The 19,646-nt window shown below is 66.1% G+C and carries 17 protein-coding genes and 2 tRNA genes; 14 read left to right on the top strand and 5 right to left on the bottom strand.

The features are described 5' to 3' along the window. Positions 1 to 164 precede the first annotated feature (164 nt). The 6 genes from BLV15_RS10135 (at position 165) to BLV15_RS10110 (ending at position 5,946) form a co-directional block, all read left to right on the top strand. Entirely contained in the window at positions 165 to 707 is a 543-nt protein-coding gene (locus BLV15_RS10135; protein ID WP_090227500.1) for a Csu type fimbrial protein, read from the top strand. 29 nt (positions 708 to 736) lie between these two features. Next, on the top strand, positions 737 to 1,255 hold the full coding sequence (locus tag BLV15_RS10130; protein ID WP_090227498.1) for a Csu type fimbrial protein: 519 nt from the start codon (positions 737 to 739) through the stop codon (positions 1,253 to 1,255). Next, the gene (locus BLV15_RS10125) at positions 1,252 to 1,815 is read left to right on the top strand and encodes a Csu type fimbrial protein (protein WP_245728167.1); all 564 of its coding nucleotides are present in this window, start codon (positions 1,252 to 1,254) and stop codon (positions 1,813 to 1,815) included. The genes BLV15_RS10130 and BLV15_RS10125 overlap by 4 nt, the downstream gene beginning before the upstream one ends. 14 nt (positions 1,816 to 1,829) lie before the next feature. After that, positions 1,830 to 2,612, top strand: a complete 783-nt coding sequence (locus BLV15_RS10120) for a fimbrial biogenesis chaperone (RefSeq protein WP_090227495.1) — start codon at positions 1,830 to 1,832, stop codon at positions 2,610 to 2,612. A 113-nt stretch (positions 2,613 to 2,725) separates the two neighbouring features. Continuing rightward, positions 2,726 to 4,966, top strand: coding sequence for a fimbria/pilus outer membrane usher protein (locus BLV15_RS10115; RefSeq protein WP_090227493.1), 2,241 nt, complete (start codon positions 2,726 to 2,728; stop codon positions 4,964 to 4,966). After that, positions 4,963 to 5,946, top strand: a complete 984-nt coding sequence (locus BLV15_RS10110; RefSeq protein WP_175534338.1) for a Csu type fimbrial protein — start codon at positions 4,963 to 4,965, stop codon at positions 5,944 to 5,946. The genes BLV15_RS10115 and BLV15_RS10110 overlap by 4 nt, the downstream gene beginning before the upstream one ends. Positions 5,947 to 5,955: 9 nt before the next feature. Here BLV15_RS10110 and BLV15_RS10105 read toward each other — a convergent pair whose 3' ends face one another. After that, a complete protein-coding gene (locus tag BLV15_RS10105; RefSeq protein ID WP_090227488.1) occupies positions 5,956 to 6,255 on the bottom strand; it encodes a hypothetical protein in 300 nt (99 codons plus the stop codon). 317 nt (positions 6,256 to 6,572) lie between these two features. Between BLV15_RS10105 and BLV15_RS10100 the strand changes: the two genes are divergently transcribed. The 4 genes from BLV15_RS10100 to BLV15_RS10085 all read left to right on the top strand — a co-directional run bounded on the left by BLV15_RS10100 (position 6,573) and on the right by BLV15_RS10085 (position 10,133). Next, entirely contained in the window at positions 6,573 to 7,361 is a 789-nt protein-coding gene (locus BLV15_RS10100) for an oxygen-binding di-iron domain-containing protein (protein WP_090227485.1), read from the top strand. Positions 7,362 to 7,613: 252 nt separating this feature from the next. Beyond that, positions 7,614 to 8,189, top strand: a complete 576-nt coding sequence (locus tag BLV15_RS10095) for a YceI family protein (RefSeq protein ID WP_090227483.1) — start codon at positions 7,614 to 7,616, stop codon at positions 8,187 to 8,189. Between the two features lie 115 nt (positions 8,190 to 8,304). Further along, entirely contained in the window at positions 8,305 to 9,465 is a 1,161-nt protein-coding gene (locus tag BLV15_RS10090; RefSeq protein WP_090229014.1) for a phospholipase D-like domain-containing protein, read from the top strand. An 86-nt stretch (positions 9,466 to 9,551) separates the two neighbouring features. Next, positions 9,552 to 10,133 carry a DJ-1/PfpI family protein gene (locus BLV15_RS10085; RefSeq protein WP_090227481.1) on the top strand — a complete coding sequence of 194 codons (582 nt, stop codon included), beginning with the start codon at positions 9,552 to 9,554 and terminating at the stop codon, positions 10,131 to 10,133. A gap of 412 nt (positions 10,134 to 10,545) precedes the next feature. On the opposite strand, the gene BLV15_RS10080 is transcribed toward BLV15_RS10085, so the two are convergent. Together BLV15_RS10080 and BLV15_RS10075 are read right to left on the bottom strand one after the other, a co-directional pair. Further along, positions 10,546 to 10,621 (bottom strand) — tRNA-Asn (locus BLV15_RS10080). A 112-nt stretch (positions 10,622 to 10,733) separates the two neighbouring features. Next, complete coding sequence (locus BLV15_RS10075) at positions 10,734 to 11,930, bottom strand: amino acid aminotransferase (protein WP_090227478.1); 1,197 nt, start codon at positions 11,928 to 11,930, stop codon at positions 10,734 to 10,736. Positions 11,931 to 12,134: 204 nt separating this feature from the next. Here BLV15_RS10075 and uvrB point away from each other — a divergent pair, with 204 nt between their 5' ends. Beyond that, the gene (gene uvrB, locus BLV15_RS10070; RefSeq protein ID WP_090229012.1) at positions 12,135 to 14,150 is read left to right on the top strand and encodes an excinuclease ABC subunit UvrB; all 2,016 of its coding nucleotides are present in this window, start codon (positions 12,135 to 12,137) and stop codon (positions 14,148 to 14,150) included. Between the two features lie 138 nt (positions 14,151 to 14,288). On the opposite strand, the gene BLV15_RS10065 is transcribed toward uvrB, so the two are convergent. Both BLV15_RS10065 and BLV15_RS10060 read right to left on the bottom strand, forming a co-directional pair. Beyond that, positions 14,289 to 15,839 (bottom strand): MDR family MFS transporter, encoded by a 1,551-nt coding sequence (locus BLV15_RS10065; RefSeq protein WP_090227475.1) that lies wholly within the window; start codon positions 15,837 to 15,839, stop codon positions 14,289 to 14,291. A 1-nt stretch (position 15,840) separates the two neighbouring features. Further along, complete coding sequence (locus BLV15_RS10060) at positions 15,841 to 16,878, bottom strand: HlyD family secretion protein (RefSeq protein ID WP_090227473.1); 1,038 nt, start codon at positions 16,876 to 16,878, stop codon at positions 15,841 to 15,843. A 110-nt stretch (positions 16,879 to 16,988) separates the two neighbouring features. Here BLV15_RS10060 and BLV15_RS10055 point away from each other — a divergent pair, with 110 nt between their 5' ends. The 3 genes from BLV15_RS10055 to BLV15_RS10045 all read left to right on the top strand — a co-directional run bounded on the left by BLV15_RS10055 (position 16,989) and on the right by BLV15_RS10045 (position 19,643). Further along, positions 16,989 to 17,909 (top strand): LysR family transcriptional regulator, encoded by a 921-nt coding sequence (locus tag BLV15_RS10055; RefSeq protein ID WP_090227471.1) that lies wholly within the window; start codon positions 16,989 to 16,991, stop codon positions 17,907 to 17,909. A gap of 37 nt (positions 17,910 to 17,946) precedes the next feature. Next, positions 17,947 to 19,428 carry a glutamate--tRNA ligase gene (gltX, locus tag BLV15_RS10050; RefSeq protein ID WP_090227469.1) on the top strand — a complete coding sequence of 494 codons (1,482 nt, stop codon included), beginning with the start codon at positions 17,947 to 17,949 and terminating at the stop codon, positions 19,426 to 19,428. Between the two features lie 139 nt (positions 19,429 to 19,567). After that, a tRNA-Ala gene (locus BLV15_RS10045) sits at positions 19,568 to 19,643 on the top strand. The last annotated feature ends 3 nt before the right edge of the window (positions 19,644 to 19,646 follow it).

The raw sequence follows: 19,646 nt of genomic DNA, 5'->3' as shown, positions 1-19,646 counted from the left end.
TTAGGGCGCGGCCTTAGGGGGCTCGTAGGGGTTTACCCAATTTCGGCGGTTGACCGGCGTCAATAAAATTCACCCCAAGCGTACCGACACAACGACGTGCATCGCAGCTGATGGGCAGCGCCTCGTGAACCTACCTCTCTCCAGGTACGCCAAGGAGAATGAAGATGCTGTCCAAGAAAATCATCGCCGGCGCCGCCCTCGTAATTGCCTCCCTCTCTGCCGGTTCCGCCCTCGCCGCAGGCTCCCTGCAAGGCCAGATGAATGTGCAGATCACCGTCGGTAGCGGTTGCACCGTCACCAACGGTACCAATGACGGTTCCAACAACGCCTTCGGCAACCTGACCTTCGGCAGCTACGCCGACCTCGCCAACATCGTCAACGGTCGCTCGGTCGGCTCGGGCGGTGGCAGCTCCTTCGGCGTCAAGTGCAGCCAGGGCACCGCCTACAGCGTCGCCCTCGACTCCGGCCAGAACGCCAGCGGCAACCAGCGCCGTATGCAGCACAACGGCGAGTTCGTGAACTACGAGCTTTACCAGGACACCAGCCGCAGCCAGGCCTGGGGCAACGGGAGCAACGGCGGCACCACGCTGGCCGGCGTCGGCACCGGCAACAACAGCGAGCTGGTCGTCTACGGTCGCGTTCCGGCGCAGACCACCCCGTCGCCGGGCACCTACCTGGACACCGTACAAGTCACGGTCGCCTGGTAATTCCACGCCCGCCTGCGGAGCACTCGACCATGGCCTGGCACTTCTTGCTGCGCGCCGCGCTCTTCGCGGCGCTGCTCGGCGGCTCCTACGCGAGCCACGCCGCCAGCAAGACCGCCACCCTCGGCGTGCAGGCCACCCTGCTGCCCGCCTGCACGGCAGGAAGCAGCGTCTCGGGAACGATCTCCTTCGGTACCCTCAATTTTGGCACCTACCTGACCCTGGACTCGGCGGTCAGCATGGTCGGCCAGGCCGGTTCCGGCGCATTGCGCGTCAATTGCCTGAACAACACGCCGTACCGCGTGCTGATCAGCGCCGGCGGTTCCGGCTCGGTGGCCAATCGCAGGATGACCGGCCCCGGTGCGAAGACCCTCGGCTACAACCTCTACACCGACGCCACCTTCACCACCGTGTGGAACGACAGCGCCGGCGTCAGCCGCACCGGCAACGGCCAGGACCAGTGGCTGCCGGTGTACGGGCGCGTCCCGGCGCAGGCCGTGCCGCTGGCCGGCGTCTATACCGACACCCTGACCGTGACGATCAGTTGGTGAAATACCGCCTGGGGTTTCGCGCACGCCTGTGCCTGGCCTGCCTGCCGGCGGCCCTGGCGGGCATGCCTGGCGTGGTGTCGGCCGATACCGGCAGCAACGAGCTGACCCTCACCGCCAGCTTTCAGCTCAGCGCCTCGGTGCAGGCCGGCTGCGTGCTCGGTGGCGGCAGCACCGACGCCACCAGTTTCGGCAGCATCGACTTCGGCCAGCTGGCCAGCCTGGGCGCCGACGTCAAGGTGGCGAGCACCGTCAGCGGTGGCTCGATCCAGCTGCAATGCACACCCGGCACCGCGCTGACCATCTCGCTGAACAGCGGAGCGAATGCGGCCTCGGGTGCGCGCTACATGGCTAAAGGCAGTGAGCGACTACGCTATCAGTTATATCAAGACGCCTCGTACGCCACGGTGTGGGGCGACCAGAACAGCGGGACGCCGTTGAGCATGACCTTTCCCGCCGGCGGCACGCTGTCCCTGCCGGTGTACGCACGTCTGTTCGCCAGCAGCCCGTTACCTTCGGCCGGTCTCTATTCCGACGTCGTGACCGTGACTGTCACCTACTGAGAACGAACCTTCCCATGCCCGATGCCCGTTCCTCCCGTCATTTCCGTATCTTCCGCCGCCTGCTCGGCGTGCTGGGTTTCGCCGGTCTGCTGGGCAGCGCGCAGGCCGCCACCTCGGTGCTAATCTGGCCGATCAACCCGGTCATCGAGGGCGAGGGCAGCGGTGTCGCGCTGTGGCTGGAAAACCGTGGGGACGCGTCGGTGAAGCTGCAGACGCGCGTACTCGACTGGAAGCAGCAGAGTTTCGCCGACCAGCTCGGCGCGCAGCAGGGCGTCGTCGCGAGTCCGCCGATCATCAGCGTTGAGCCGGGCAAGCGTCAGTTGATCCGGCTCATTCGCCGGCAGCCCGCGCCGCCGGGCGTCGAGCAGGCGTACCGCGTGCTGGTGGACGAGCTGATCCCGGAAGACGGCCCCCAGGGCGACAAGGCCGGCGTGCAGTTCCAGATGCGTTACTCGGTGCCCCTGTTCGTCTACGGCGCCGGCCTGGCCGCGCCGAAGGACGGCGCCGCCATCGCCGATGACAAGGCGGCCGCTGTGGCCCTGAGCTATCGCGTGGAGAGCGAGGGTGGCCGCCGCTGGTTACGTCTGCACAACGCCGGCAGCGTTCACGCGCGGCTGTCCGAGGTTCGCCTGGTCCAGGGCGGCAAGGCGGTGCCGGTTGCCGAGGGGCTGCTCGGTTACGTGCTGCCCGGCGCCGACATGCGCTGGGTGATGCCGGAGGGCGTGCAGCCCGGCGCGTTCACCCTCGAGGCACGGGTGAACGAGCGCAGCGATCCGCAGACCATCGGTGCTCAGTAGCGGGAAGGGCCAGCGTGCGGGGGCGGATATGGAGTGCTTTGCGGGCGTGTCGTCGATCGCTGCTGCTGTGCCTGTGCATCGCCGGCACGGCTGCGTCGGCGGACGAGGAACCGATGCAGCTGTTCCTCGAGCTGGTGCTCAACGAGCTGCCGACCGGGCAGATCATCGAGGTGCAGGCCGTCGGGGAGCACTACCTCGTGGCGCGGCGTGACCTGATCGCCGCCGGCCTCAAGCTCGATGCCGAGGGCGCCGACCCCGTCGAGCTGGACAGCCTCGCCGGTGTGCGCAGCACCTACGAACAGGAAATGCAGCAGCTCAGGCTGGACGTGCCGATCGAATGGCTGCCGCGCCAGCAGATCGGCGTGGCCAATGGCGGCGACCGGATCGAGGCCGTCACCTCGCTTGGCGCGCTGTTCAACTACGACGTCTATTACAGCAATACCGACGGCGGCAGTGCGCTGGCCAGCGCCTTCACCGAGCAGCGGGTGTTCGGCGAAAAGGGCGTGTTCTCCAACAGCGGCGTCTATCGGCGCAGCTTCGGCGGTGTCGGCGATCTCGACGGTTACTACCGCTACGACAGCTACTGGCGCTTCAACGATCAGCAACGCCTGCTCAGCTATGCCGCGGGCGACGTGGTCAGCGGTGCGCTGACCTGGAACAGCGCGGTGCGCCTGGGCGGCGTACAGCTGTCGCGCAACTTCGCCCTGCGTCCGGACCTGATCACCTATCCGATGCCGCGCTTCTCCGGGGACGCTTCGGTGCCGAGCACCGTCGACCTGTTCATCGACAATACCCGGGTCAGCAGCGAGACCCTCAAGCCGGGGCCGTTCACCTTCAACAGCGCGCCGGTGATCAGCGGCGCCGGTCAGGCCACCGTGGTGACCACCGACGCGCTGGGACGCCAGGTGGCGACCACGGTGCCGTTCTACGTCACCAACACCCTGCTGCAGAAGGGCCTGACCGACTATTCGCTGTCCCTCGGTCGGCTGCGGCAGAACTACGGACTGGAGAACTTCTCCTACGGTCGCTATGCCGGCAGCGGCACCTTCCGCTACGGCCTCAACGACCGGATCACCCTGGAAAGCCACGCGGAAGCCGCCAGCGGCTTCCGGCTGACCGGCATCGGCAGCACCTTCTCGGTCGGCACCTTCGGCAGCGTCACTTCCTCGTTCAGCCAGAGCCACTACACCGACAGCGGCCAGCAGTACAGCCTCGGCTACAGCTATTTCTCGCGCCTGTTCGGCGTCTCGGCGCAGCGCATCGAACGCACCCGCGGCTTCGCCGACCTGAGCGTGGTCGAGGCGCTGGACGCGCGTCCGCTGGACAACTTCCTGCTCAAGCGCAGCGACCAGGTGACCCTGACCTTCAGCCCGTCGGGGCTCGGCTCGGTCGGCATCGGCTACTTCGCCAACCTGGCGCAGGACGGCAACAGCACCCGGCTGATCAACCTGTCCTGGTCGCGCACGCTGTGGAGGAACATCAGCTTCTACGTATCGCTCAATCGCGTGCTGGACGAGGACGGCTACGCCGCCCAGGCGCAGGTGGTGGTGCCCTTCGACATGCTCTCGACCCTCAGCGCCAGCACCGACCGCAGTCGCAGCGGGCGCTATTCGCAGCGGGTCAACTACAGCCGCAACGCCCCCAGCGAAGGCGGCCTGGGAATGAACCTCAGCTACGGCAGCGGCGACAGCGAATACACCCAGGCCGACTTCACCTGGCGCAACCAGAGCGTACAGCTGCAGGGCGGCGCCTACAGCGATGCCGGCGAGATGACCCATTGGGGCGACGCCAGCGGATCGCTGGTGGCGATGGACGGCGGCCTGTTCGCCACCAACCGGGTCGACGATGCCTTCGTGCTGGTCAGCACCGACGGCTACCCGGGCGTGCCAGTGACCTTCGAGCACCAGCTGATCGGCGAGACCGACCGCAACGGCCATCTGCTGGTGCCCTGGGTGCCGTCGTACTACCGCGGCCAGTACGAGGTGGATCTGCTGAACCTGCCGAGCAACGTGGTCGCCGGCGAAACCCAGCGGTTCATCGCGGTGGGCGAGGGCAGTGGCGCGTTGCTCGCCTTCGCACTGCGCCAGCAGTTTTCCGCCAGCGTCGTGCTGGTCGACGAGAGCGGTGCGTTCCTGCCCCAGGGCGCGGTGGCCACGCTGGTCGGCGGCACCGGGAGAAGCCAGGTGGGCTGGGACGGCGTGGCCTACTTCGAGAACCTCGCCGCGCACAACGAGCTGGACGTACGGACCCCCGAGGCTGGCCAGTGCCGCGCCCGTTTCGACATCGACCCGCACATCGCCGAAATGGCGCAGATCGGCCCCCTGACCTGTCATCGAACCACCGGAGCGCCATGAACAGAGTTCCCCCCCCTTGCCGCTTGCTGCTGTCGATCCTTCTGCTGATGGGCCTGACGCTGCAACAGGCCACGGCCTGCAACACCACGACCTCGGACATCAACCTGGGAACCACCAGTTCGCTAACCCTGCCGACCACTACCTCCCAGGCAGCGGGGGCGGGCGGGCTGACCTGCAGCGGGTCGCTGCAACTGGTGACCGGTGCCTACCTGCGCGTCACCCTGCTCAGCAACACGCTGGTGCTGACCGGCGACCAGGGTGGCAGCGTGCCCTTCAATCTGTACTCCGACAGCGGCTACACCCAGGCCATGCTCGCCGGGCAGACCCTCACCCTCGGCGCCACCAACCTCCTGGCCATCGGTGGATCGGGTATCAGCGTGCCGCTCTATGCGCGCACCCAGCTCGGCGCCAACGTGCCGGCCGGCACTTACACCGGGACCGTCTCGGTGCGCTGGTACTGGGCGATCTGCCCGTCCGGCGTGCTCAACCTTTGCACCTGGGACACCAGTCCCGGAGTGGTCCAGCCAACCGGAACGGCCTGCGTACTCAACTGCACGCCGACCAACTGGGGAACCGGCGCGCTGGCCCAGATCAGCGTCAAGCTGGTCGTCACCAAGGCCTGCCAGCTCAGCACGCTGGCGGCGGTGGACTTCGGCGCCCAGGCGCTGGTATCGCAGTTCGCCCAGCGCACCCAGACCGTGGTGGTCCGCTGTACCAACACCGAAGGCTTCACCCTGGGCTTCGGCAACGGCCAGAACTACCAGGCGCCGTGGCGACAACTGGCCAGCGGGGCGAACCGTCTGCGCTACAACATCTACCGGCCGGACGGCGTCACCGTGGTGAATACCGCGGCGCCGTTTCCCGCGGTGGGAACGGGCAGCAGCCAGAGCTTCGAATTCAAGGCGATCATCGACCCGACCCAGGCCAACGTGCCCGTGGGAACCTACATCGATAACGTGGTGTTGACGGTCAGCTACTGAGCCGGCGCGCTACCAGTAGAGGGTGACGACGGTCGGCGTCTTGTCGGCCGCGAGGGTGAGGGTGGATCGGGGCAGCAGATCGAAGGCGCTGCGGTTGCTGCCCACCTGCTGCATCACGCGAAAACGGCTGGCGCCCGCGCAGTCGTGGTTTTGCACCTGGTAACCGTCCTTCGTGACCCGGGCGCCGACTTCACAGCTGGCCTGCAGGGTGATGCCGATGTTGAGCGCGCCCGCCACCAGACCGCCTGCCGATACGACGGTGCTGAAGCTGGCGAATGCCAGCAGGAGTGCCAGGTTGCGACGTGTCATCGGTGACTTCATCCGATTCGGGGGTAGTGGTGCGATTCCCCTTCCGTGGGACGTGCGGCTCCGGACGGGCGTAATGCCCCAGCGCATGGGCACAGACTACAGGGCGTGATGGCAGACTGCTATTATTTTGCGCGCAAGATTAAGTCAGGCTTACGAACGGTGATTCAGAACTTGCCGCATGCGGTCGACCCGACACGAGGCGTTTTCGTCGCTTGAGTCCCGGCGTCGAAAGCCCCGTGGCACGCGGCTTGACACAAGTCAGTGGGGCAAAGCGTCACGCCGGTTAAGGTCGCGGCGCACTCTACGACGAGGTTTCCATGCGACGCGAACCCATCGTGCTGTTCGACAACGGCACCCACCAATGCATGATGTTCGACGATCTCGTCACGGGAGACGGCGTCCAGTCCAACCAGTTCCTGATCACCGATCACGAACAGTACCTGCTGCTCGATCCGGGCGGCGATCTGACCTACACGCCGCTGTCGCTGGAACTCTCCAAGCGCATCGATCTGCAGGAACTCACCTACATCTTCGCCTCGCACCAGGACCCGGACATCATCGCCTCGCTGGACAAGTGGCTGCTGCACACCCGCGCCAAGGTGATCTGCTCCAAGCTCTGGGCGCGCTTCCTGCCGCACCTGACGGCCAACTACCTGGCCATCAGCCACGGCATTTCCACCTACGACCGGATCATCGCGCTGCCCGACGCCGGCCAGGCGATCCCGCTGGGGCGCAGCCTGCTGAAGGCGGTGCCGGCGCATTTCCTGCACTCGGTGGGCAACTTCCAGATCTACGATCCGGTGAGCAAGATCCTCTTCTCCGGCGACATGGGCGCCTCGATGGTCGACGACGCCAGCCCGGTGCGGGACTTCGCCGCCCACGTGCCGCACATGGAAGGATTCCATCGCCGCTACATGGCCAGCAACAAGGCCTGCAAGCTCTGGGCGCAGATGGTGCGCGGCATTCCGGACCTGGAAATGATCGTTCCGCAGCACGGCCAGCCCTTCGTCGGCAAGGCGATGGTCGGCGCGTTCCTCGACTGGATCGAGAAGCTCGAATGCGGCATTGATCTCATGGGCCCGAACGACTACCGCATTCCGAAGTAAGCGCCGCACCTCGCGTCATTCCCCTCCGTTGATCGTCGCGATTTCCCGTTGCCATGCAAAGGCAGCGGGGAACTCCGCGGCGCATTGCCCTGCCTATACCTGCGTTCGACGTCAGGCCGCTGCGCCCGCGCCGGGCGTTCCGTCGCCTGTCGGCGCCGTTTCCGGTGCCAGGCCCTGGCGGCCGAGATCAACCAATCACGGATGGTCGCGTCACCTGGGCAGGCGGTGTGGCGGCCGCCTCGCGGAGGTTCCATGCGCTGTCTGACGCTCTTGCTCGCGTTCTTCCTCAGCCCGTTGGCGATGGCCGACTGGCAACTGCAGACCGACTACTCGCGGATCAGCTTCGTCTCGGTAAAACGCGGCGACAGCGCCGAGGTGCAGCGTTTCACCGGTCTCACCGGCGTGGTCGATGCGCAGGGCGGCGTGCGCATCATGGTGCCGTTCAGCGGCCTCGACAGTGGTCTGGCGCTGCGGGACGAACGCATGCGCAACGACCTGTTCCAGATCGCCCAGTTCAGCGACGCGCAGGTCAGCAGCCAGGTCGACCTTTCGACCTGGGAAGCGCTCGCGGTCGGCGCGTCGAAGATCGACACCCTCGAATTCAAGCTCAGCCTGCACGGCCAGGAACGCCGGCTGAAGGCCGAGGTCCTGGTCAGCCGCATCGGCGAGCACAACATGCAGGTCAGCACGCTGGAACCGGTCCTGCTCAAGGCCGTAGACTTCGATCTGGTCGAGGGGCTGCAGCGTCTCAAGGAGATTTCCGCGGTCCCCGATATCACCCCGGAAGTCCCGGTGTTCGCGGTGCTCACCTTCCAGTGGCACCCCTGATGCGGCACACCTCCGGCCGCTGCGTGTAACCGCGCACCGAAACAGGAATTTGCATGCGCCCGTCGTTTTCCCGCTCCAATCCGGCCAGTCCCGTCGCGGCAGCGCGTCCAGCGTGATGCAGGACGGCGCGGTATTCCCCTGGCGCGGCGGCAACCGGTTCGCCCTGCTGGTCGATGGGCCGGTCTTCTTCCCGCGCATGCTCGAGGTCATCGCCGCGGCGCAAACCCGTGTCGACCTCGAGCTGTATCTGGTCGAGGACGGCGTGTGCGTTCAGCGGCTGATCGAGGCGCTGGTCGGCGCGGCGGCGCGCGGTGTCCGGGTGCGCTGCCTGTTCGACGGGTTCGGCAGCCTGAAACTGGGCAGCGCGGCCCGCGCACAGATCGAGGCGGCCGGCATCGAGCTGCGCCTGTACAACCCGCTGCGCTGGCAGCGCGGCGTGCGCAACCTGTTTCGCGATCACCGCAAGCTGCTGCTGGTGGACGAGCACCTGGCGTTCGTCGGCGGCACCGGGGCCACTGACGAGTTCTGGAACCCGGACATCGCGGAACTGCCCTGGCATGAGGTGATGGTGGAGATCGAAGGCCCGCTGATGCAGGACTGGCGGGCCTTGTTCGCCTACCAGTGGGCCCGCTGCGGCGAGCGCCGCTTCTGGTGGCCGAGCGACCCGCTGCAGCCTGCGCGCATTCCGCCCAGCCCGAGCCTCGGCGACGGCATGGGCCGCGTGGCCTACGCCGCGGCGCGCCAGCATCGGGACATCCTCCGCGCGCTGATCCGCAGCCTCAACCAGTCCAGGGAACGCATCTGGCTGGCGACCCCGTATTTCCTGCCGACCTGGAAAGTCCGCCGCCTGCTGATGAAAGCCGCGCGCCGCGGCGTCGATGTGCGCCTGCTGCTGACCAGTCGCAACACCGACCATCCGCCGATCCGCTTCGCCGGTCAGCGCTACTACGCGCGGCTGCTGCGCGCCGGGGTGCGCATCTTCGAGTACCAGCCGCGTTTCCTGCACATGAAACTGGTGCTGGTGGACGGCTGGGTCAGCGTCGGTTCATGCAACTTCGATCACTGGAACCTGCGCTGGAACCTCGAAGCCAATGTGGAGACCTTCGACCGCACGCTGACCCGCGAGGCCGAGGAGTGCTTCATCGCCGATTTCGCCGAGAGCCGCGAGATCACCCTCGAAGACTGGCGGGCGCGACCACTGCTCAAGCGGCTCTACCAGCGGCTGTGGGGCTGGATCGATCGACTGGTGGTGAATCTTCTCGACCGGCGCCGCTGAACGCGCTTCGATGATCCAAACCGCGCGTATCGGCCGTTCGCCAACTAGGCTGGTAGCGCTGCTGTTCAACCCTCAGGAGAGTGCTCATGGCTGCCAAGAAGATCCTCATGCTGGTCGGCGATTACGTCGAAGATTACGAGACCATGGTGCCGTTCCAGGCGCTGACCATGGTCGGCCACAGCGTCCACGCGGTCTGTCCGGACAAGAAGGCGGGGCAGACCGTGCGCACCGCGATCCACGATTTCGAGGGCGACCAGACCTACAGCGAGAAGCCCGGTCACCTGTTCGCGCTGAATGCGGATTTCGCCTCCGTGCGTGCCGAGGATTACGACGCGCTGGTGATCCCCGGTGGCCGTGCGCCTGAGTACCTGCGCTTGAACGCCAAGGTGCTGGAACTGGTGCGTGCCTTCGATGCCGCGAAGAAGCCGATCGCCGCCGTCTGCCACGGCGCCCAGCTGCTCGCCGCCGCCGGCGTGCTCGAAGGCCGCGCCTGCAGCGCCTATCCGGCCTGCGCGCCGGAGGTGCGCCTGGCGGGCGGCGAGTACATCGACATCCCGGTGGACCAGGCTCACGTACAGGGCAACCTGGTCAGCGCCCCGGCCTGGCCCGCCCACCCGGCGTGGCTGGCGAAGTTTCTCGAGGTGCTGGGGACGCGGATCACGCTGTGAAGGGATAGTGGTAAAGGAAAAGCCCCGGGCGTGTTGCCCGGGGCTTTTTTCGTTTGGGCGGTCGGAGGCGCCATGGTGTTCGCTTGGGCTTCGCGTGTTTCCGCAGCCCTCACCCCCGGCCCCTCTCCCATGAATGGGAGAGGGGAGCAAAGCGCGGCCCCGAAGGGGTGAGCGTCAGCGAATAACCTGGGACGCAGTCCCTGGTGAGTGTCCAGATTCAGGCAATAAAAAAGCCCCGGTATTAACCGAGGCTTTTGAATTTGGCTCCGCGACCTGGACTCGACGGCGTCAGCCGAACGCGCTTCAGCGCGGCCCCGAAGGGGTGAGCGTCAGCGAATAACCGGGGACGCAGTCCCTGGTGCGAGTCCGGGCGGATACAAAAAAGCCCCGGTACAACCGAGGCTTTCGAATTTGGCTCCGCGACCTGGACTCGAACCAGGGACCCAATGATTAACAGTCATTTGCTCTACCGACTGAGCTATCGCGGAATAACGACGCGCATCCTACTGATTACGAAGAAGAAGTCAACTACTGCAAAGCGCCGGGCGATGACTGAGTCGGTCGGCAGCCTGCGCGCGTGCGCAAGCTGCCGGCGACGCTTCAGAGGACCTTGGCGATGGCCTGGGTCACGGCGCCGAGGTTGCCGTGGTTGAGGGCAGCGACGCAGATGCGGCCGGTGCCGACGGCGTAGATGCCGAACTCGCTGCGCAGGCGCTCGACCTGCTCGCTGGTCAACCCGGAGTAGGAAAACATGCCGCGCTGGCGGGCGACGAAGCTGAAGTCGCGCGTGGCGCCCAGGGCACCCAGCTGATCGACCAGTGCCACGCGCATGCCGCGGATACGCTCGCGCATCTCGCCCAGTTCCTCTTCCCACAGCGCGCGCAGCTCGGGGCTGTCGAGCACGGCGGCGACGACGCTGGCGCCGTGGGTCGGCGGGTTGGAGTAGTTGGTGCGGATCACCCGCTTGAGCTGCGAGAGCACGCGTGCGGCTTCGTCTTTCGTGCCGGTGACGATGGACAGCGCGCCGACGCGCTCGCCGTACAGCGAGAAGGATTTCGAGAAGGAGCTGGAGACGAAGAACGCCAGGCCGGACTCGGCGAACAGGCGCACGGCTTCGGCGTCTTGGTCGATGCCGTCGCCGAAGCCCTGGTAGGCGATGTCGAGGAAGGGCACGTGCTCGCGCTCGCGCAGCACCTCGAGCACGGCTTTCCAGTCTTCCAGCTGCAGGTCGACGCCGGTCGGGTTGTGGCAGCAGGCGTGCAGCACGACGACCGAACGCGCCGGCAGGGCCTTCAGGTCGGCGAGCAAACCGGCGCGGTCGACGCCATGGCTGGCGGCATCGTAGTAGCGGTAGTTCTGCACCGGGAAGCCGGCGGATTCGAACAGCGCGCGGTGGTTTTCCCAGCTCGGGTCGCTGATCGCCACCAAGGCGTCGGGCAGCAGGCGCTTGATGAAGTCGGCGCCGACCTTCAGCGCGCCGGTGCCGCCGAGGGCCTGGGCGGTGACCACGCGGCCTTCGGCGAACAGGGCGGAGTCGGCGCCGAAGAGCATCTTCTGCACGGCCTTGTCGTAGGCGGCGATGCCGTCGATCGGCAGGTAGCCGCGCGGCGCGTGGGCGGCGATGCGGGCCTTCTCCGCTTCGGCGACGGCGCGCAGCAGCGGAATTCGTCCCTCTTCGTTGGTGTAGACGCCGACACCGAGGTTGACCTTGGTGCTTCGGGTGTCCGCGTTGAACGCCTCGTTCAGGCCGAGGATCGGGTCGCGCGGTGCCATTTCTACAGCGGAGAACAAACTCATGGTCGGGGAGCTCGAAGGGAAGAGGGCTATAGTCGGTGCGCCCCCTTGCCGTCAGGCGCTGAGGAAGGCGCAAACGGGGCGGTATTATAGCGGCCGAGTCCGCTACCCGCGATATCATCGACGGCCGTTCTCGGGGAAATTTCCCTCTGCAGGGTGATCGTCGTCACCTTCGCGCGTTTCGCTTCCACCCGCTTCGAGGTCCACATGTCCGAGTTCCAACTGGTTACCCGCTTTCAGCCCGCTGGCGACCAGCCCGAGGCGATCCGACAGATGGTCGAAGGCATCGAGGCCGGTCTGTCGCACCAGACCCTGCTTGGGGTGACCGGCTCCGGCAAGACGTTCAGCATCGCCAACGTGATCGCCCAGGTGAAGCGACCGACCATGGTGCTGGCGCCGAACAAGACCCTGGCCGCGCAGCTGTACGGCGAGTTCAAGGCGTTCTTCCCGAACAACGCGGTGGAGTACTTCGTTTCCTACTACGACTACTACCAGCCCGAGGCCTACGTGCCGTCGTCGGACACCTACATCGAGAAGGACTCCTCGATCAACGACCACATCGAGCAGATGCGCCTGTCTGCGACCAAGGCGCTGATCCAGCGTTCCGACGCGATCATCGTCACCACGGTGTCGTGCATCTACGGTCTGGGCAGCCCCGAGACCTACCTGAAGATGGTCCTGCACGTCGACCGGGGCGACAAACTCGACCAGCGCGAGCTGCTGCGTCGGCTCACCGAGCTGCAGTACACGCGCAACGAGATGGACTTCGCCCGCGCCACCTTCCGCGTGCGCGGCGACGTGATCGACGTATTCCCGGCGGAATCGGACCTCGAGGCGGTGCGCATCGAGCTGTTCGACGACGAGGTGGAGAACCTGTCGGCCTTCGATCCGCTGACCGGCGAGGTGATCCGCAAGCTGGCGCGCTTCACCTTCTTCCCCAAGACCCACTACGCCACGCCGCGTGACACGCTGCTGGGCGCGGTGGAGAACATCAAGGCCGAGCTCAAGCAGCGCCTGGATTACCTGCGCGAGAACCACAAGCTGGTGGAGGCGCAACGGCTGGAGCAGCGCACCCGCTTCGACCTGGAGATGATCCTCGAGCTGGGCTACTGCAACGGCATCGAAAACTACTCGCGCTACCTCTCCGGGCGCGGTCCTGGCGAGGCGCCGCCGACTCTTTTCGACTACCTGCCGGCCGACGCGCTGCTGGTGATCGACGAGTCCCACGTCAGCGTGCCGCAGGTCGGCGCCATGTACAAAGGCGACCGTTCGCGCAAGGAAACCCTGGTCGAGTACGGCTTCCGCCTGCCGTCGGCGCTGGACAACCGGCCGCTGCGCTTCGACGAGTGGGAGGCGATCAGCCCGCAGACCATCTTCGTTTCCGCCACGCCCGGGCCTTACGAGGCGGAGCATGCCGGGCGGGTGATCGAGCAGGTGGTGCGGCCGACCGGGCTGGTCGACCCGCAGATAGAGATCCGCAAGGCGACCACCCAGGTCGACGACCTGCTTTCGGAAATCACCAAGAACGTCGCCATCGGCGAGCGCGTGCTGGTCACCACCCTGACCAAGCGGATGGCCGAAGACCTCACCGACTACCTCGCCGACCATGGCGTGCGGGTGCGCTACCTGCACTCGGACATCGATACCGTGGAGCGCGTGGAGATCATCCGCGACCTGCGCATCGGCACCTTCGACGTGCTGGTGGGGATCAACCTGCTGCGCGAGGGCCTGGACATGCCCGAGGTGTCGCTGGTGGCGATCCTCGACGCCGACAAGGAAGGCTTCCTGCGTTCCGAGCGCTCGCTGATCCAGACCATCGGCCGCGCCGCGCGCAACCTCAACGGCCGGGCGATTCTCTACGCCGACAACGTCACCGGCTCGATGCAGCGCGCCATCGACGAGACCGAGCGCCGGCGCAACAAGCAGATCGCCTTCAACGAAGCCAACGGCATCGTCCCGCGCGGGGTGACCAAGGACGTTCAGGACATCCTCGAGGGCGCCACGGTGCCGGGATCGCGCAGCAAGAAGCGTCGCGGCGAAGCCAAGGCCGCAGAGGAAAGCGCGCGCTACGAAAACGAGCTGCGCTCACCGAGCGAGATCAACAAGCGCATCCGCACGCTGGAAGAAAAGATGATGCAGTTGGCCCGCGACCTCGAGTTCGAGGCCGCCGCGCAGATGCGCGACGAGATCCACAAGCTGCGCGAGCGCCTGCTGCAGGTCTGATCCGCAGCAGCGTGTAGGGTGGGCTTCAGCCCACCGCCTGCACCCAAACATCGTATTCGGTGGGCTGAGGCCCACCCTACGGCGATGGTCTGGAAGTCGGTGCAAGCGCAGGGCGGTTGCAACCCGCGTTGGCGAGGCTCAATGCCCGCCGCCGCCCTGGATTCCCTTGGGCAGGGCGCGGGTCAGCAGCACCGCGATCATGCTGATGCCCAGCGCGATGCCCACGCAGTGGAAGGCGTCGTTGTAGGCCATGATCGCCGCCTGCTGGTGGACGATCTCGTTGAGCTTGCCCAGCGCCGCGGTGTCGTTGCCGAGTTGTCCGGTCAGCAGGTTCAGGCGTTCGGCGACCTGCGGGTTGCTCGGCACCACGGCCTCACGCAGGTAGTCGAAGTAGACCTTGGTGCGGCTGTCCAGCAGCGTGGCGAGCAGGGCGATGCCGATCGCACCGCCGAGGTTGCGCAGGATATTGAACAGGCTGGATGCCGAGCCGGCGTCCTGCGGCTGGATGTAGGCGGTGGCGATCAGCGAGATGGTCACCATGATCATCGGCTGGCCGAGGGCGCGGATGATCTGGATCGGATGGAACTGGTCGCCGGCGAAGTCCGGATTGAGGGCGCCCGAGGCGAAGCTGGAGAACCCGAACAAGGCGAAACCGGCGGCGCACAACAGCTTCGGCGGGATCACCTTCATCAGTTTGGGCACGAAGGGAATCAGCACCAACTGCGGCAATCCCATCCACATGATCACTTCGCCGATCTGCAGCGCGTTGTAGTTCTGGATCTGCGCCAGGTACAGCGGCAGCAGGTAGATCGAGCCGTAGAGCCCCAGGCCCATGCCGAGGCTGGCGATGCTGGTCAGGCCGAAGTTGCGTTCGCGCAGGATGCCGAGGTTGATCAGCGGATGCGGGCGCGACACCTGCAGGATGACGAACAGGATCAGGCTGACCAGGGCGGTGGAGCCCAGGCCGACAATCAGCGAGGACTCCAGCCAGTCCTTGCGGTGACCCTCCTCGAGGAACACCTGCAGGCAGCCGAGGCCGATCGCCAGGGTGACGATGCCGGCGTAGTCGCTGGTCTTCAGCAGCTCCCAGTGCGGCGCCTTCTTCTCCAGCCCGTAGAGCAGCCCGGCGATCATCAGCAGGCCAGGTGGCACGTTGATGTAGAAGATGTATTCCCAGCCCCAGTTCTCGGTCAGCCAGCCGCCCAGCGTCGGCCCGATGGAGGGCGCGAAGGTGGCGGTGATGGCGAACAGCGCCATGCCCTTGGCGCGGTGGTGTTCGGGCAGCTTGATCAGCGTGAGGGTGAACGCCAGCGGGATCAGCGCGCCGCCGGTGAAGCCCTGCAGTGCGCGGAAGACGATCATGCTCTCCAGGTTCCAGGCCATAGAGCAGAGCAGCGACGAGGCGAGGAAGCCCAGCGACACCCACACCGCCAGCCGCCGCGCCGAGAGCAGCTGCACCAGCCAGGCGGTGAGCGGAATCATGATGATTTCCGCCACCAGGTAGGAGGTGGAGATCCACGAGCCTTCCTCCAGGGTGGCGGACAGCGCGCCCTGGATGTCCTTGAGCGAGGAGTTGGTGATCTGGATGTCGAGCACCGCCATGAAGGCGCCGAGCATGGCGCTCATCACGGCGATCCAGTCGCGCCGGCTGGGCTCGTCGGTCGGCCGGATCAGTTGATCGCCGGCCACGCTATTCGGCGGCCTGGAGGCTGACGTCGACCTCCACCGACATGCCCGGGCGGATGCGTCCCTTGAGCGGATTGTCGGCGGGAATGGCGATCTTCACCGGGATACGCTGCACCACCTTGGTGAAGTTGCCGGTGGCGTTGTCCGGCGGCAGCAGGCTGAACTGCGCGCCGGAGGCGGCGAACAGGCTCTGCAGGCGGCCTTCGATGGGCGTATCGGGAAAGCTGTCGAAGGTCAGCTCGGCTTTCTGCCCCGGCGCCATCTTGCCGATCTGGGTTTCCTTGAAGTTGGCCTGAACCCAGATCGCCTCGTCCGGCACCAACGCCAGCAGGTGACTGCCGACCTGGGTGTATTGCCCGGCGCGCGCGCTACGCTGGCCGACCAGCCCGGAGACCGGGGCGTGGATTTCGGTGCGCGTGAGGTTCAGTTCGGCCTGGGCGAGGTCGGCGCGGGCGCTGGCGATCTGTGCGTCGAGGCGCTTGAGGTCGGCGTTCAGGGCTTCCACCTGCTGGCGTTGCCCGGCGAGGTCCGCCTGCGCCTTGGCCATCTGCGAGCGTGCCACGCGGCTGTCGGCGGACAGCGTGGTGACGCGCTCCTCGGAGACATAGCCGGGTTTGCGCAGCGCCTGCGCACGCGACAGGTCGACCTGCGTCCGCCCCAGTGTCGCCTGGCTGGCGGCGACGTCCGCTTCGCTGGCGGCGATCAGGCTGGCCTGCTGGGTCAGCCGGCTCTGCGCTTGCGCACGTTCGGCCTCGCGCGTGGCGAGTGTGGCACGCGAGCGCTCCAGGGCCAGCTGGAAGTCGTCCGGCTCCAGGCGAATCAGCAGGTCGCCCTTGCGCACCTGCTGGTTGTCGTCGACCAGCACGTCCACCACGCGCGCGCTCACCTGGCTGGAAATACGGGTGATTTCGCCTTGAACGTAGGCGTTGTCGGTGTGTTCGTGGAAACGGCCGACCAGCCACCAGTGGGCCAAGAAGGCGCCGACGACGAGGGCGACGAGGAGCAGAAAAACGAACAGGCGGCGTTTGAGTTGCGCGGGCATGGGGCGGGGCTCGAGGCGATTCTTGGAATTTGGGGAGAAGAATCTACCAGTGTTCCCGAATGGCATATAGCCGCTACACTTCCGAAATTTGTTGCGTATAGGGAACAATAATGGGTCTTGATGATGCGCTGATTTTTACCCGGGTCGTCGAATACCACAGCTTCACCCAGGCCGCGCAGAGCCTGGGCATGCAGAAATCCACCGTCAGCCGGCGCATCGCGCTGCTCGAGGAACGCCTCGGCGTTCGCCTGCTCAACCGCACCACCCGCAAGCTGAGGCTGACCGAAGTCGGGCAGGCCTACTACGAGCGCTGCCGGCAGATCATGCTGGACTTCGCCGAGGCCGAGCAGGCGGTCACCCAGTTGCAGAAAGATCCGTCCGGGTTGCTGAGAATCACCGCGCCGATCGAGTTCGGCCAGTTGTTCCTCGGGCGCCTGCTCGGCGCTTTCATGCGCGACAACCCGCAGATCATCGCCGAGGTCGAGCTCACCTCGCGCCAGGTCGATCCGGTGGAGGAGGGCGTCGACATCGTCATCCACATCGGCCAGCCGCAGGATTCCAGCCTGGTCGCGCGGATGCTCTGCGAGAACCCCCGGCGCCTATGTGCCAGCCCGCTCTATCTCGAACTCAACGGTACGCCGCAGAACGAGGCTGACCTCGCCGCTCACCGGGCGATCCTGATGCCGCACGACTCCCCGCGCTACTGGCCGATACTCGGGCAGAACATCCCCTGCCATCGGGTGCTTTCCTCGAACAACATCAGCTTCGGTCGCGAGGCGGCCCTGGCCGGTGCCGGCATCGCGGCGCTGCCGATGATGATGTGCGAAGAGGAGGTCCGCTCCGGGCAACTCATCGAGCTGCTGCCGGATGCACGCCTGCCGATGGGCGAGCTTTACGCGCTGTATCCGTCGCGGCGCTTCCAGGCGATGAAGGTCAAGGCCTTCCTCGATTTCCTGATGACCCACCTGCCGGTCGAGAACGGTCGCTTGCTGGAGCCATCCGCCGCCCGCCTGTTAACATCGCGGCTTTGATCGACCCTCCGTTCCGCCCCCCGTTTCGAGAGACGCCATGACCACCGTCCGTACCCGCATCGCGCCGTCGCCCACTGGCGATCCGCACGTCGGCACCGCTTACATCGCCCTGTTCAACCTGTGTTTCGCGCGCCAGCACGGCGGCCAGTTCATCCTGCGCATCGAGGACACCGACCAGGTCCGCTCGACCCGCGAATCCGAACAGCAGATCTACGACGCCCTGCGCTGGCTCGGCATCGAGTGGGACGAGGGTCCGGACGTCGGCGGTCCGCACGGTCCCTACCGGCAGAGCGAGCGCGGCGAGATCTACCGCAAGTACGCGCTGGAGCTGGTCGAGAAGGGCCATGCCTTCTACTGCTTCTGCACCCCGGAAGAACTCGACCAGATGCGCGCCGAGCAGATCGCGCGCGGTGAGACGCCGCGCTACGACGGACGCGGCCTGCTGCTCTCCGACGAGGAAGTGCAGCGGCGCCTGGCCGCCGGCGAGCCCCACGTGATCCGCATGAAGGTGCCCAGCGAAGGCATCTGCGTGGTGCCGGACATGCTGCGCGGCAACGTCGAGATTCCATGGGACCGCATGGACATGCAGGTGCTGATGAAAACCGATGGCCTGCCGACGTACTTCCTCGCCAACGTCGTCGACGACCACCTGATGAACATCACCCACGTGCTGCGTGGCGAAGAGTGGCTGCCGTCGGCGCCCAAGCTGATCAAACTCTACGAATACTTCGGCTGGGAGCAGCCGGCGCTGTGCTACATGCCGCTGCTGCGCAATCCGGACAAGAGCAAGCTGTCCAAGCGCAAGAACCCGACCTCGGTCACCTTCTACGAGCGCATGGGCTTCCTTCCCGAGGCGATGCTCAATTACCTCGGGCGCATGGGCTGGTCTATGCCCGACGAGCGCGAGAAATTCTCCCTCGCGGAGATGATCGAGCATTTCGACGTCAACCGCGTGTCGCTCGGTGGGCCGATCTTCGATCTGGAGAAGCTCTCCTGGCTCAACGGCCAGTGGCTGCGCGAACTGCCGGTGGAGCGTTTCGCCGCCGAAGTGCAGAAGTGGGCGCTGAATCCCGACTACCTGATGAAGATCGCTCCGCACGTTCAGGGCCGGGTGGAAACCCTGAGCCAGATCGCGCCGCTGGCCGGGTTCTTCTTCTCTGGCGGGCTGAACCTGGACGCGAGCCTGTTCGAGCACAAGAAGCTGTCCGCCGACCAGGTGCGCCAGGTCATGCAGCTGGTGCTGTGGAAGCTCGAAGCGCTGCGTCAGTGGGAGAAGGAGCGCATCACCGGCTGCATCCAGGCGGTGGCCGAGTCGCTGCAGCTCAAGCTGCGCGATCTGATGCCGCTGATGTTCCCGGCGATCACCGGCCAGGCCAGTTCGGTGTCGGTGCTCGATGCCATGGAGATCCTCGGCCCGGACCTGACCCGCTTCCGCCTGCGCCAGGCGCTGGAGCTGCTGGGCGGGGTATCGAAGAAAGAAACCAAGGAATGGGAGAAGCTGCTCGCGGCGATCGCTTGACGGGCGTGGATGTCGCAGTCGCCTTTCTGCCACCTTCGCTTTTAAGTAATTGTTCTTATGGCGGAAAATTTTCAAAGCCGGCAAAAATACTGTTGACAGCCCCAAGGTCCCCACCTACTATGCGCCCCGTCCTCGAGACGGGGCTATAGCTCAGCTGGGAGAGCGCTTGCATGGCATGCAAGAGGTCGACGGTTCGATCCCGTCTAGCTCCACCAATT

Source organism: Pseudomonas kuykendallii (genome assembly GCF_900106975.1).
Taxonomy (GTDB): Bacteria; Pseudomonadota; Gammaproteobacteria; order Pseudomonadales; family Pseudomonadaceae; genus Pseudomonas_O; species Pseudomonas_O kuykendallii.
This window is presented reverse-complemented; position numbering and strand designations above follow the sequence as displayed.

What these genes read in the sequence shown, in the direction of transcription:
- BLV15_RS10135 (WP_090227500.1), top strand. Translation starts at nt 165, where the DNA reads ATGCTGTCCAAGAAAATCATCGCCGGCGCCGCCCTCGTAATTGCCTCC.
- BLV15_RS10095 (WP_090227483.1), top strand. Translation starts at nt 7,614, where the DNA reads ATGCGCTGTCTGACGCTCTTGCTCGCGTTCTTCCTCAGCCCGTTGGCG.
- BLV15_RS10075 (WP_090227478.1), bottom strand. Translation starts at nt 11,930, where the DNA reads ATGAGTTTGTTCTCCGCTGTAGAAATGGCACCGCGCGACCCGATCCTC.
- BLV15_RS10085 (WP_090227481.1), top strand. Translation starts at nt 9,552, where the DNA reads ATGGCTGCCAAGAAGATCCTCATGCTGGTCGGCGATTACGTCGAAGAT.
- gltX (WP_090227469.1), top strand. Translation starts at nt 17,947, where the DNA reads ATGACCACCGTCCGTACCCGCATCGCGCCGTCGCCCACTGGCGATCCG.
- BLV15_RS10130 (WP_090227498.1), top strand. Translation starts at nt 737, where the DNA reads ATGGCCTGGCACTTCTTGCTGCGCGCCGCGCTCTTCGCGGCGCTGCTC.
- BLV15_RS10120 (WP_090227495.1), top strand. Translation starts at nt 1,830, where the DNA reads ATGCCCGATGCCCGTTCCTCCCGTCATTTCCGTATCTTCCGCCGCCTG.
- BLV15_RS10055 (WP_090227471.1), top strand. Translation starts at nt 16,989, where the DNA reads ATGGGTCTTGATGATGCGCTGATTTTTACCCGGGTCGTCGAATACCAC.
- BLV15_RS10105 (WP_090227488.1), bottom strand. Translation starts at nt 6,255, where the DNA reads ATGACACGTCGCAACCTGGCACTCCTGCTGGCATTCGCCAGCTTCAGC.
- BLV15_RS10115 (WP_090227493.1), top strand. Translation starts at nt 2,726, where the DNA reads ATGCAGCTGTTCCTCGAGCTGGTGCTCAACGAGCTGCCGACCGGGCAG.
- BLV15_RS10110 (WP_175534338.1), top strand. Translation starts at nt 4,963, where the DNA reads ATGAACAGAGTTCCCCCCCCTTGCCGCTTGCTGCTGTCGATCCTTCTG.
- BLV15_RS10090 (WP_090229014.1), top strand. Translation starts at nt 8,305, where the DNA reads ATGCAGGACGGCGCGGTATTCCCCTGGCGCGGCGGCAACCGGTTCGCC.
- BLV15_RS10060 (WP_090227473.1), bottom strand. Translation starts at nt 16,878, where the DNA reads ATGCCCGCGCAACTCAAACGCCGCCTGTTCGTTTTTCTGCTCCTCGTC.
- uvrB (WP_090229012.1), top strand. Translation starts at nt 12,135, where the DNA reads ATGTCCGAGTTCCAACTGGTTACCCGCTTTCAGCCCGCTGGCGACCAG.
- BLV15_RS10100 (WP_090227485.1), top strand. Translation starts at nt 6,573, where the DNA reads ATGCGACGCGAACCCATCGTGCTGTTCGACAACGGCACCCACCAATGC.